The organism is Streptomyces sp. CWNU-52B, assembly GCF_047444975.1.
Classification (GTDB): domain Bacteria; phylum Actinomycetota; class Actinomycetes; order Streptomycetales; family Streptomycetaceae; genus Streptomyces.
In genome coordinates this window covers 82,085-94,639 of record NZ_JBLFJV010000024.1, presented here as the reverse complement: position 1 = coordinate 94,639, position 12,555 = coordinate 82,085, and the positions used below count along the sequence as shown (strand labels likewise).

Below are 12,555 nucleotides of genomic sequence, written 5' to 3'. Positions count from 1 at the left end.
GACAGCGTCATCCCTAAACTGAATGGGGGGACTCTCATCGCCATGTTGCCGATCAGTTCGGTGAGGATGCGTTTGCCCTCCACCGGGACGGACGGGGGCATGGATTGAAGAGTTCACGGAACCTTCCTCAAGCGAAACCGGGTTCGGTTTCCCGCCCTCATCTTTCACCCGTCAGGGCACCCACCGAAGGTACGCCACTCGCGGTCCGGCCGCACCGGTGGGAAGGCCCCACTTTCGAGGAAAACTGTCCCCCTGCCGGGCAATGGCCAATGCCTCACGTCTCCGTGACGCCTGACGGACGTGCAGCACTGACAGCATTCGATCAATTCGTTGTGAAACTGCACAGCCGATGCAATCTCGCATGCGACTACTGTTACGTTTTCGAATTGTGGGACACGGGCTGGAGCAGGCGCCCGCGGACGATGCCGGCGGCGGTCCGGGACCGCGTGGTGGAGCGGATTTCCGAACATGTGCGCCGGCACGGTCTGCGCCGGATCAGGGTGATCCTGCACGGCGGCGAACCGCTGCTCGCCGGCCCGGCGGTGATCGACCGGTTCGCGGCCTCGGTGCGCCGGACCGTCGGACCGACGGGCGCCCGCGTGGAGCTGGCCGTCCAGACCAACGGCACCCTGCTCACCGACGCCATGCTGGAAGTACTGCTGCGGCACGACATCAGCGTCGGCATCAGCCTCGACGGCGACGAGCGGGCCCACGACCGCCACCGGGGCCGCCGGGGCCGCCGCGATACGGACGAAGGCACGGACAAGAGCACGACGGACAAGAGCACGACGGACAAAGGCACGACGGACGAAGGCGCCGACGCCGGCGCGGACGACGGCACGCGGCGCGGCAGTCACGCCCAAGTGACCGCGGCCCTCGCACGGCTCGGCGGCCCGCACCACCGACGGCTCTTCGGCGGCCTGCTGTGCACGGTGGATCTCGCCAACCCTCCGGCGGCGACCTACGACGCGCTGATCGCCCACCACCCTCCCTCCGTCGACTTCCTCCTGCCCCACGGGACCTGGGACGCCCCGCCGGCCGGCGCCGGGGGCCCGCGAGCGCCGTACGGCGACTGGCTGTGCGAGGTGTTCGACCGCTGGTACGACGGCGGACGCCCGGTGCGGGTGCGGCTGTTCGAATCGGTCATCGGCATGTGCCGGGACCACACCGGCAGCAGCTCCGAGGCGATCGGCACACTGCCCGCCGCCGTCGCGGTGGTGGAGACGGACGGGGCGCTCGTGTGGGCGGACTCGCTCAACGCCGTGGCCGACGGCGCGTCACACACGGGTGTCAACATATTCAGCCATTCCTTCGACGGCGTATTGGCGCTGCCAGACGCCCCGGAGCACGGCGTCGGCTCGCTGTGCGCCACCTGCCGATCATGTGTCCTGGTGGAGATCTGCGGCGGCGGACTCCGTGCTCACCGCTATGGCAGAGGACAGGAATTTGCGAATCCGTCGGTGTACTGTCTGGACCTCACTCGGCTCATCCAGCACATCGACAGCCGAACATCACCGATGAACCGATCTTGAACACCTGCCCGAAATCAGCCGCCGACCGGCACTGATATCCGGAATTTTTAGCCACTTCAAAGGGATCCGAGAGATGGCTCGGTTTCAGACCAGCCCCCATGAGGGCAAAATTGCCTATCATAGACCCGAATTGGCATCGATGCACAAGATCGACCAGATCAGCGAGCGTGTCGATGCCGACGTGACTCAATTGGGCGGTGCCGAGCCATCGTCGTACGGGAGGTTGGTCCCTTGGGGGGTTGCGGTGGGGCCGTTGTTCTACACGAGTTATGCCAGTTCGACCGGTGACAGAGGACCGGTCCAGCGGTTCCACTCCGACGTCCAGAACGAGATCTACTGCATGCTCGGCCGTCACTCGCGCAACGAAGGCAACCTGCAGCGCGCGGAACCCGCACTCGGCCCCGACCCCGCCGTCCTGGTCTGCCGTTCCCTCCTCGTGCTCTATTCGGCCGACTATCTGAACGACCCCCGGTGCGCCCTGGAGTGGTCCCTCTTCCGTGAGCGCATGCAGCGCAGGCTGTGGCGCACCGGAGAGCCCGCGGACGCCCTGGTCGGTGTGTTGTGGCGGGCCGACTCCCTCGTACTGCCCCGGTCGGTGGCGAGTACCGGCCAGTTGCTGGACGACCTCGGGGACGGCTACCAGGGACCGGACGTGCCCGGCCTGCAGCGCGACCGGAGCGCCAAGGAGCGCTACCGCAGGCTGGTGCGCCGGGTGGCCGAACGCCTCACACGCGCCGCGAGAGCACCGCTGCCCGCCATGCCACCGGAAGAGAGCGGCACCGTGGAACCGTACTTCGGTCCGTCGCATCCGCAGCGCACCGCGCGCCCCCAGCGCGCCGGACGGGGCCAGGCCCCCTCCCGTACCCGCCGGCCTCGTGAGCGCCATCTGGTGCTGGCTCTGCTGGCCGGCACCCGACGGGGCATGGAGCGGCTGCGCCGGTCCGTCGACACCTACGCGGAGACCGCGGAGGAGTGGCGTCCCTTTCACCCCCGGAGCGACGAGCCCGCGGCCGCGATCGCCGGGCGGGCGGCGTACGCCTGCGGTGTCGAGCGGCTGACCTGCGTCACCCTGGACGACACCGGCGCGGACCCGCTGCGCGAGGTGGAGGCGTCCGCCGTCGTCGTGGTGCTGGTGGACCCGTGGATGACCGGCGACTCATCCTTTCCGGTGCAATGGGATCGACTGGCGCGTTCGGGGGCGCGCGTCGCGGCGGTCGTCACCGTCCTGCCGCGCCTCGACGAGGAGAGCCGGCTCAGCGCGGGCCGGCTGCGTGAGGTGCTGGCCCGGACTCCGGCCCGGCAGCTCGGTGCCTCGCACCACGAGGCGGGCTCCCCGGACTCGCTCACCCATGCCATGGCCGCGGTGATGGCCGACGCCTTCGCCGAGGCCGGGGAGGAGAGCGCGCTCCCGGAAAGACCGGAAAGAGCGGATGAACCGCTTCTGGAGAACGCGGCGGAGCGGATCGTGCGCAGGGAGCGCGAACGGGCCGGCTGGCTCAGGAACCGAGGGACCTGGTCGCCGCTGGTCGGTGGAACACCCAGGGAATCGTGGGGCGGGGGATGAGCACACCCGGTCGGCAGACGAAGATCATTACCTTCTCCTCCTACAAGGCGGGCGCGGGACGCACGATGGCGCTGGCCAACATCGCCTGGATCATGGCCAGTCAGGGCAAGTCGGTCCTCACCGTCGACTGGGACCTGGACGACCCGGCCCTGCACCTGTACTACTCCAAGTACCTCCCGAATCGCGATCTGAGCATGAGCGACGGGATCCTGGACATGTTCTCCACCTTCGCGGCCACGGCGAGCAGCCAGGAGCGAGGGGCGGAGCACCTGCGGGAACTGCACCCGCAGCACACCGACTTCAAGCGCTACGACGTCGACGTCCACTACCCGTTCCCCAACGGCGGCCATCTGTACTACCTGGGCCCCGGGCGACAGGACGACCGGTACCGCGACCGGCTGCGCGCCTTCGACTGGGACCTCTTCCAGGACACCGACGACGGCAGGGAGTTCCTGGCGGCGCTGCGCTCCCGGATGCGGCACAGCGAGTACGACTACATCCTGATCGACAGCGGCGCCGGGCTGTCGGCGGACGCCGGCATCTGCACGGTCGCGCTGCCCGACACCGTGGTCATCGGACTGAGCCTGCACCGGCGGGCCATCGAGGGCGCCCGGGACATCGCACGGCGCATCGAGGCCCAGCCCAGGCACATCACGCTCCATGTGATGCCCCTGCGCGTCGACACCACGATCGAGACGACCCGCTTCGAGCGGGCCCTCGCCGAGGCCCGCACGGCGCTCGATCCGTATCTGGGCCTCACCGGGGAAGAGTCGCTGGACGCGTACTGGAACGAGGTGCTGATCCCGTATCAGCCCCACTTCTCCTTGGCGGAGGACCTCGCCGTCATGGTCGAGCATCCGCTGCACAGCGCTTCCCTGGTGAGCGCCTGCGTCAAGGCCGCACAGCGCATCACCGACGGCGCCGTGACCTCGTTCAAGCAGGCGCCCAGGGAGCTGCGTGAGGAGTACACCGCCTGGACCGGCCACTCGGGACGGGACGCCGTCCCGCTGACCGTGACCGTGCTGAACGCCCCCGACGACCAGCTGTGGAGCGACTGGATCGCCGAGCAGCTCGCCGGCGCCGGGGTCAAGGTGCAGCCGCCCCAGCCGGAGACGGAGCCCTACCCCGACGACCTGGACGCGGACGACAACGGCGGCCTGGACTGCGGCCCCGACTCCGACTACGTCGTCGCCCTGCTGTCCCGACGCCTGGAGGACACCGCCGCCGGACGCACGATCGCGAACCTCGCGGTGGGGGCGCCCGTGGGCGGCGCCCAGCCGCCGAAGATCGTGGGCCTGCGCATCAGCACCGCGCGGCTGGCCCCGCACTTCGACTGGCACGACGCCGTCAACCTCGCCGGACAGCAGGAGCGCGCGGCCCACCGGGCACTGCTCTCCCGCTTCCCGCCGGAGATCGTCGACGCCCCGTTCCGCCCGGCGGACCGGACACGTTTCCCCGGCCGGCAGCCGGATGTGGTGTCCCTGCCCATGCGGGACGTCCGGTTCGTCGGACGCACCCGCCAACTGGGCGAACTGCGCGAGGGGTTCGCCTTCTCGTCGGCCGACCACGTCCCGCCGCACGTCCTGTGGGGAATGAAGGGCTCCGGCAAGCGCCAGGTGGCACTGGAGTACGCGCACCGCTTCGCCTCACAGTACGACCTGGTGTGGTGGATCCCGGCGGCCGACGACGACAGCATCCGGGCGGGGCTGCGCGCCCTGGCCCGGGAGTTCAACGCCGCCGTCGGGGACGCAGGCGGTGGTGACGATCCGGCCGCCCTGCTGGCGGCCCTGCGGACCGGGCGGTTCTGCTCCCGCTGGCTGCTCGTCTTCGAGGGGGCGCCCAGCATCGACGTACTCGACCCGTACGTGCCGACCACCGGACCCGGCCACGTCCTGATCACCTCGCTCACCTCCGAGTGGCCCGTCGGTTACGAGACCCAGCAGATCGAGTCGTTCACCCACGAGGAGAGCCTGCGCCTCCTGCGCGCCGGGCTGCCCGGGGCGAAGACCGAGGACCTGGACCGACTGGCCCAGCGGCTCGGGGACCACCCGTTGATGCTCAACACGGCGGTGGCCGAGCTGAGTTCCTCCCCCGCGCAGGTGGACCGGTACATCGCCCTCATCGACCGGCTGGAGTCCGACGCCCCGGGCGAGGTCCCGGGTCCTTACCGCACGATGGACGCGGTCTACCGGGTGCGGTTCAAGGGGCTGCGCCGCCAGTTCCCCGCCGCCGCCCGGCTGCTGCAGCTGTGCTCCTTCCTGTCGGCGGACGGTGTGGGCATGCGGGTCATCGAGTCGCCCGGCATGATCGGCCGGCTGGCCCGGCTCGACCCGAGCCTCCAGGACACCCTGCGCCTGCGGAACGTGCTCAACCAGCTCTCGGTCGCCACGCTCGCGGTGGAGGACCCGAAGGCCGGGCGGCTGAAGGTGCACCGCATCCTCCAGGACCTGGTGCGCGGCTGGATGACCCCGGAGGAGCGGGCGGAGACCCACGCGGAGGCCCTGGCGGTGCTGGCCGCGATGGTGCCCTCCGACCTCCAGCGGCACGAACCGGAGCACCGGAAGGACTTCGCCGAACTCGACCGGCACCTGGAGCCCTCCGGCGCGCTGGAGAGCTCCGACCCGCAGGTGCACCGCTGGCTCGTCAGCCAGGTCTACCACCGGCGGACCACGGACCGGTGGGAGGAGGCGCGGGTCCTGGGCGAGCGCGTCCTGGCCCGTTGGCGCGCGGACCCGGGCATCGGCGACAGCCGGACCGTGGTGCTGCGGATGGAGTCCGAGGTGGCGGCGGCCTGCCGTGCCCTGGGCCGGTACAAGTGCGCGCTGGAGCGGTCCCAGCACTCGGTCCAGATCCAGCGCGAACGCGACAGCAACGACGTGTACACCCTGATGGCCGCCCGCGGTTACGCCGCCGACCTGCGTGCCACCGGCCGCTTCCGGGAGGCCTTCTCGGAGGACAGCCGAACGCATTCCGGCCTGTCCCGGGTGATCGGCCCGGAGCACAACGCCACGCTGGACGCCGCCATCAACCTGGCCCTGTCCAAGTTCTACATGGAGACCGTCGACGCGGCCATCGAGCTGGACCGGGACGCCTACACCATCCGTAAGCGGCAGTACGGCGAGAACGACTTCCGGCCCTGGATCTCGTACGCCAATCTCGGTACGTACTTCCGCGAGCGGGGCGATCTGGGAGCCTCCGAGCGGTACTTGACCCGCAGCTGCGAGCGTTTCCGCATGCTCACCGGAAAGGACTCCCACCGCTATCTGGGCGCGCTGGCCGGCCTGGGCATGACCCTGGTGCGCAAGGGGGACGTCGACGAGGGGCTGAAGCGGCTGCAGGACGCGCGAGCGGGGTTCACCAGGCACTGGGGGGACGAGCATCCCGGCACCATGGCCTGCGACTTGTCCGTCGCGATCGGGCTGCACGCCTCAGGACGGTTCGCGGACGCGGCGGACAGCATGCCCGACCTGTGCGAGCGCTACGAGAAGGTGTTCGGCCCCACCCACCCCTTCACCAGTATCTGCCTCAACAACATGGCGCTGTACCTACTGGCGGCCGGGGACCCAAGCACGGCACTCTCACACGCACAGAAGGCGGCGTACCAACTCGGAAACTCATTCGACTCCGGTCATCGGTACTCACTCGTCGCACGGATGAACCAGAGCAACTGCCGGAGCGTACTGGGAAGAGATACGAGTACCGAGGACATCGGTATCCACGAGGACTGCGCACAGCCCACGGCATGGGGGGAGCGGCATCCGGTGACTCTGACGGCACTGGCCAACCGACTGGCCTCGGCTTCCGGCTCGGGCTCGGGCTCGGGCTCGGACGACCCGAGCGAATCCAGGCTGCGGGCAAACCTCGAACGCTGGGTCTCCGAACCACTCATGGCCGGGCATCCCCTCGCGACCGCCCTGGCGGACGATCCGTATCGGAGGCTCGGCGCGGATCTGGAGGTACGGGATGTCTGACCCTCCGGACGTCACCGAGCAGGCCACGATTCGTTTTCCGGACGGGGAGACCACACCGATGGTTCAACTGGCGGATCAGTTAAACCGGTTGCTTCACTCCGACGGTCTCGCGCACCTGGTGCTCTATGACGGCGACACGGCGAAAGTCGTCCTGGACGCGTCCGCGAAGTCGTCGGGCGGGACCTCCGCGCTCTCCCCGGAATCCGCCTCCCACGAGCGGACCGGGCGCCAGCTGTATTACATCCTCGAAGAACTCGGCCCGGATTTCACGGCGCTGCGCACCGGCGCACTCATTCGCACCGTACTGCGCGTACCGTCGGGCGCCGTTCTCTACTATCTCGTCGAACCAGGATTCCATCTCTACGGCGCCACCTCGGCCACGGACCGCCTCGACGAACTGGACACCAGGATGGCCGAGTGCGTCAACGGTCTGCGGATGCCCGCGCGGTACAGCCCGTTGAACTACGGCTCCTGGTTCAACGACGAGCCCTGGGTGAGCGCTCCCGTCGAGTCCCCCGAGCTGGCGCCCTCCCCCGACGCGTCCCTCCCGGCCGGCCCGTACGTGACCGAGAACCGGCGTACGGTCCCGGACCCGCCGCCCGGTATCGAGGACGCCCTGCGGTCGGTGCTCGACGTCCAGGGGCTGCACTACATCGCGTACCACCACTCCCCGACGACGGCCTGGGGCTACGACATCTTCGACCACCCGGCGCTCGTGGACTTCTTCCGGGCGCAGACCCCGGACCGGCGGCGCGGCCGGTACAGCCGGATGGGCAAGCTGCTGCCCGGTGTCATCGAGCGCATGAACCTGTCGCTGCGGGCGATCCTGCGGGGCGAGCTGATGCAGGTGGTGCTCGACGTGGAGCAGGGTGCCGTGTATTTCCACGCCCTTCCCGACCGGCGGTTCCTCATGGGGGTGACCCTCGACCAGTCGAGGGTCACCCAGGCCGATCAGCAGGTCGCCCGGCTCGGCGGCACGCTGGGCGAGAGCTGACCGACACACGGGCTCCGGCCCGGAAGGACGGGGTCGTGGTCGTGGCACTCCAGGACGGCACTCCACGGCCGGCGCGCGCCGCCGTCAACAGGATCCTGCGTCCGCTCTTCCTGCCGCTGTGCCTGGCCGGCGCGGGCTGTCTGGCCGGCCAGTGGCTGACGCCGGACGTCGGCGCGCACGGCGGTTGGTACGGCTGGCTCAGCTCGGGTCTGCTCGCCGTCGGGCTGTACGGCAGCGCCCAGGGGATCCACCGGCCGCAGGCGCGGGACGACCTCTACCGCATCGTCGTCGCGATCACCTTCGGTGTGGGACTCAAGGCCGCGTTCATCGCGGGGGTGCTGTGGGTGGCGTTCCCCGACGATCCCGAGTACCTCGTCCTCGCGGTCGCCATGGCGCAGATCGACCCGCTGTCGGTGTCCGCGATGCTGGAGAGCCGTGACATGTCGCGGCGCGCGAAGTCCCTGCTCGCGGCCTGGGCCTCGTTCGACGACCCGGTGACCACCGTGCTCGTGGTGATCCTGGGTTCGATGGTCCTCAAGGACACGGCGAGTGTCGCGTCCGGCGCCCAGGACTACGCGACGGCGCTGATCGGCAATCTCGTCCTGCTGACGGTGGCGGCGGCGGTGTGGGCGGCGCTGCGCGACCGCGGCGGGCCGTCCGGCAGCGCCCGGCTCGCCGCCCTGCGCGGCCCCCAGCAGGCCCGGCGCGTCCTCCAGTACGTGGCCCTGGCGGCGCTGCTGGCGGCGGCCACCTGGCAGTTCCTGATGCTCGGGCTCGCGCTGTCCGCGCTGTTCTTCCGGCCGGCGCTGGGCGCGTGGCTGGGACGGGCGACCAACACCGCGCTGGTGCTGGCCACCCTGCTGCTGGGCCTGCTGCTCGCCGGGGGCGCCGACTTCGCCACGGGGGCGGTGCTGGGGGCGGCCACGTTCGTGGCGCAGACAATCGTGGCCTCGATGGTGGGCCTCGGGTTCTCCCGCCGGGACCGGGCCGCCCTGTGCCTGAGTCAGCAGAACGGCATCACGGCGATCATCCTGGCCCTCCTGCTGGAGCCCGCGCTGCCGACCGCCGTCGGGATCGTCGCGCCGGCGATCCTGGTCGTGAACGTGCTGCACCTGACCTCGACGGCGCTGCTGTCGCGCAGCCCTTGGGGCCGGTCGCCCGGACAGGACACCCCTGAGGGCACCTCACCGGACGCTCCGCCCGACGGGATTCCCCCGCGTCTGCGCAAGACCGCCTGAACCACCGCGGTCCGGTTCAGCGGTCGGTGGTCGCCGCCGACTCCCGCTGTGCCTCGTGGTCGGCGAGCCGGGCGGCGAGGGACTGCTGGATCATGGTGTGGGCGTCGCTGCCGAGTACCAGCCGCCGCGGGGGCCGCGGAGCGCTCACGGCGTCGATGACGGCCCGTGCCATCTTCGCCGGGTCGCCGACGCTGTTGGCGATCACCGTGTCGGAATCGGCCAGATAGCGGCGCAGGGCGCCGACCGGCCCGCTCTCGTACGCGTCGATGCCCTCGGCGACACCGCTCCGGGCAGCACTCCTGGGCGGCGGGTTGCGGGTTGGCGGGTTGCGGGTTGCGGGCGTCGTGGTGCGGGCTACGGGCTTCGGCTTCGGGCTGTCGTCAGCCTCGGGCGTCCGCCAGTTGGGCGGTCAGTGCGACCAGGCCGTCCAGCGCGGCCAGCGGGTCCGGGGCCTCGGTGTCGAGGGGGAAGACGATCCGTTCCACACCGGCCTCCTCGTATCCCGCGACGCTCCTCGCTTCGGCCGGCCCCGTATGAAGCACCGTCACCGGGACTTCGCGGCCCGCGAGTGCGCGCAGCCGTTCGATCTTCGGCTTCAGCCCGTCGGGCGACTGGGGATTGGGGAACCAGCCGTCCCCGGCGCGCACCACCCGGGCGAACGCCTTTTCGCCTCCGCCCATGTAGACCGGGGGGTGCGGTCGCTGTACGGGCTTGGGCCAGGAACAGATGGGGTCGAAGTCCACGAACTCGCCGTGGAACTCCGCCTTCTCGTGGTGCCAGATCTCCTTCATGGCAAGAACGTGCTCGACCGCGACGGCCCCGCGTCGGGCCGGGTCTCCGCCGTGGTTCGCCATTTCCTCCGCGTTCCATCCCGATCCGACCCCGAAGACGAACCGGCCGTTCGACACCAGGTCCAACGAGGCGATGAGCTTGGCCGTGGTGATCGGATCCCGTTGGGCGACGAGCGCTGTCCCCGTGCCCAGGAGCAGCCGCTCGGTGGCACCGGCCATCACGCTGAGCGCCACGAACGGGTCGATGGTGTGGTAGAGCGAGGCCGGGCGGTCACCGAAGGGATAGGGCGATATCTCTTCGACCGGAATATGGGTGTGCTCGGCAAGGAAGACCGAGTCGAATCCTCGTTCCTCGACGGCGCGGCCGTAGTCGGCCGGCGCCAGGACTGACTGGTCGGTGAAGGTGCAGCTCACACCGAACTTCATGGGGGATTCCTTCCTGGGGCCTGCCGGGGTCGACGCCACAGCAAGGGCGGCGGTGGTGGTGGCGGTGGCGGTGGCGGCACTGGACTCTCAGCCCGCCGCCGTGGGGCCGTACGGCGGGGTCATACGGCGGGGAAGGCTCCTCCGTCGATGGCCACATCGGTGCCGGTGATGTACCGGGCCGCGTCGGAGACCAGGAAGCCCACCAGCTCGGCGACCTCCTCCGGACGGCCTGGGCGGCCCAGCGGGACCCCGCCGAGGGCGTCCATGATCATTTGGCGCGCCGCCTGGCGGCCGGTGCCCGCGCTCGCCGCCATGTCGTCCATGAACACCTGGGTGCCGGCCGTCTCGATGAACCCGGGCTCGACGCGGTTGACCCGTACCCCGGAGGACCCGAGCTCCGTGGCCAGCGCCTTGCTGTAGTTGCTCAGGGCGGCCTTCGCCGCCGCGTAGGGCACCGTGACGACGCTGGGGAGGACGGCGCCGAGGGACGTCACGTGCACGATCGCGCCTCCGCCCTGCCGCAGCGCGGGGATGAGCGCCCGGTCGATACGGACCGGTGCCAGGAGGTTCAGCGCCAGGGTCTGCTCCCAGACCACGTCGCTGAAACTGGCGGCGGACCCCATGGGCGCGTCGCTGCCCCCGGCGTTGTGGACCACGATGTCGATACCGCCGAACGCCTCCAGCACCGCGGTGGCGACGTCGTCGGCGCCCTGCGCAGTGGAGAGGTCGGCCGTGATGAACTGGTCGATGTGCGCGGGCACGCCCGCGGCGGGCTTGCTGCGGGCCGTCGTGGCGACCCGGGCCCCGGCGTCCGCGAGGTGACGGGCGATGGCCTCGCCGATTCCCTTGGTACCGCCGGTGACCAGCGCGGTCTTGCCCGTGAGGTTCTGCACCATGATGCGATCCATCCAACTGACGGAGGGCCGTGGACCGGCCCCGCTGCATCCGACGGTCGACCTTCCTGTAGGGGGAAGGTCAAATGGTGCCGGGCCGGCTGTGACGCAACAGACCGGAGCGGGTACGGGGGAAGCCGCCCCTTACTCTTGGTTCCGCGATCCCCCACCCCAGTAAGTACTGCCAAGTACCACCAAGTACCGCCAATTACCGCCGAGTACCGCGACAGGTGCTGCGGACAGGTTGCTGCGGCCCGCCCGAGAAGGAGAAGCCGTGACGGCACGCCTCACCATCGGCGAGTTCGCTCTGATGACGCACCTGAGCAAGAAGGCACTGCGGTACTACCACGAGGTCGGGCTCCTGGAGCCGACCCACACCGACCCGTACACCGGGTACCGCCACTACGGCACCGACCAGGTCCCCCAGGCGCAGATCATCCGCTGCTACCGCGGGATGGACATGCCGCTGCCGGACGTCAAGGCGGTGCTGGCGGCCGAGACCACCGAGGACCGCAACGCGATCATCGCCGCGCACCTGACGCGCATGGAGGACCAGCTCTGGGAGACCAGCAAGGCCGTCCAGACGCTGCGCGAACTCCTGACGGGGCAGAGCACGCGGCTGGAGGTCGAATTCCGCTCGCTGCCCCGCACACCCGTGTGGGCCGTATCCGCGATGATCAAGCTGGACGACTACTACACCTGGTACGAGGACTCCTTGCAGGAGCTCCGCACGGCCCTGGCCGACGTGGACCGGGCCTCCTCGCAGGGCTCACAGGGCTCACAGGGCTCGCTGGGCGGACTCGTCACCCGCGAACTCTTCACCGACGAGGTCGGCAGGGCCACGCTCTTCGTCCCCATGGACCTGCCGGCCCCGGCCGGCACCCGCCTGGTGGAGACCAGCCTCCCCGCCACCCGCTACGCCGTCGCCGTACACACCGGCGACCGCGAGAGCGCGGACCGCACGTGCGGCGCACTGGGCAGCTACGTGATGGAACGCGACATCGGCGTGATCGGCCCCGTCCGCGAGCACTACCTGACGATGGAGGGCTCGAACCCCACCCGCACGGAGATCTGCTGGCCGGTGACGGCGGAGGCCCGGTGAGAGGATCTCCGCCAACCGGGACCGCCGTTCCCCGTCGCGGCGTA

General features: G+C 70.2%; 9 protein-coding genes. 6 read left to right on the top strand and 3 right to left on the bottom strand.

The window, feature by feature from the left end:
- Nucleotides 1–269 precede the first annotated feature (269 nt).
- The 5 genes from ACLVWQ_RS23625 to ACLVWQ_RS23605 all read left to right on the top strand — a co-directional run bounded on the left by ACLVWQ_RS23625 (nucleotide 270) and on the right by ACLVWQ_RS23605 (nucleotide 9,299).
- The gene (locus ACLVWQ_RS23625) at nucleotides 270–1,532 is read left to right on the top strand and encodes a radical SAM protein (protein WP_414111230.1); all 1,263 of its coding nucleotides are present in this window, start codon (nucleotides 270–272) and stop codon (nucleotides 1,530–1,532) included.
- Between the two features lie 253 nt (nucleotides 1,533–1,785).
- On the top strand, nucleotides 1,786–3,096 hold the full coding sequence (fsxC, locus tag ACLVWQ_RS23620; RefSeq protein WP_414111135.1) for an FxsC protein: 1,311 nt from the start codon (nucleotides 1,786–1,788) through the stop codon (nucleotides 3,094–3,096).
- Nucleotides 3,093–7,067 (top strand): FxSxx-COOH system tetratricopeptide repeat protein, encoded by a 3,975-nt coding sequence (fxsT, locus tag ACLVWQ_RS23615; RefSeq protein ID WP_414111134.1) that lies wholly within the window; start codon nucleotides 3,093–3,095, stop codon nucleotides 7,065–7,067. The genes fsxC and fxsT overlap by 4 nt, the downstream gene beginning before the upstream one ends.
- Nucleotides 7,060–8,061 carry a hypothetical protein gene (locus ACLVWQ_RS23610; protein ID WP_414111133.1) on the top strand — a complete coding sequence of 334 codons (1,002 nt, stop codon included), beginning with the start codon at nucleotides 7,060–7,062 and terminating at the stop codon, nucleotides 8,059–8,061. Before fxsT ends, ACLVWQ_RS23610 begins: the two co-directional genes overlap by 8 nt.
- Nucleotides 8,062–8,096: 35 nt before the next feature.
- A complete protein-coding gene (locus ACLVWQ_RS23605; RefSeq protein WP_414111132.1) occupies nucleotides 8,097–9,299 on the top strand; it encodes a hypothetical protein in 1,203 nt (400 codons plus the stop codon).
- 16 nt (nucleotides 9,300–9,315) lie between these two features.
- Here ACLVWQ_RS23605 and ACLVWQ_RS23600 read toward each other — a convergent pair whose 3' ends face one another.
- The 3 genes from ACLVWQ_RS23600 to ACLVWQ_RS23590 all read right to left on the bottom strand — a co-directional run bounded on the left by ACLVWQ_RS23600 (nucleotide 9,316) and on the right by ACLVWQ_RS23590 (nucleotide 11,412).
- Complete coding sequence (locus ACLVWQ_RS23600) at nucleotides 9,316–9,504, bottom strand: hypothetical protein (RefSeq protein WP_414111131.1); 189 nt, start codon at nucleotides 9,502–9,504, stop codon at nucleotides 9,316–9,318.
- A gap of 175 nt (nucleotides 9,505–9,679) precedes the next feature.
- A complete protein-coding gene (locus ACLVWQ_RS23595; RefSeq protein ID WP_414111130.1) occupies nucleotides 9,680–10,516 on the bottom strand; it encodes an LLM class F420-dependent oxidoreductase in 837 nt (278 codons plus the stop codon).
- Between the two features lie 119 nt (nucleotides 10,517–10,635).
- Nucleotides 10,636–11,412: an SDR family oxidoreductase gene (locus ACLVWQ_RS23590; RefSeq protein WP_414111129.1), complete on the bottom strand. Its 777-nt coding sequence runs from the start codon at nucleotides 11,410–11,412 to the stop codon at nucleotides 10,636–10,638.
- A 271-nt stretch (nucleotides 11,413–11,683) separates the two neighbouring features.
- Between ACLVWQ_RS23590 and ACLVWQ_RS23585 the strand changes: the two genes are divergently transcribed.
- Entirely contained in the window at nucleotides 11,684–12,511 is an 828-nt protein-coding gene (locus ACLVWQ_RS23585) for a MerR family transcriptional regulator (RefSeq protein ID WP_414111128.1), read from the top strand.
- Nucleotides 12,512–12,555: the final 44 nt, after the last annotated feature.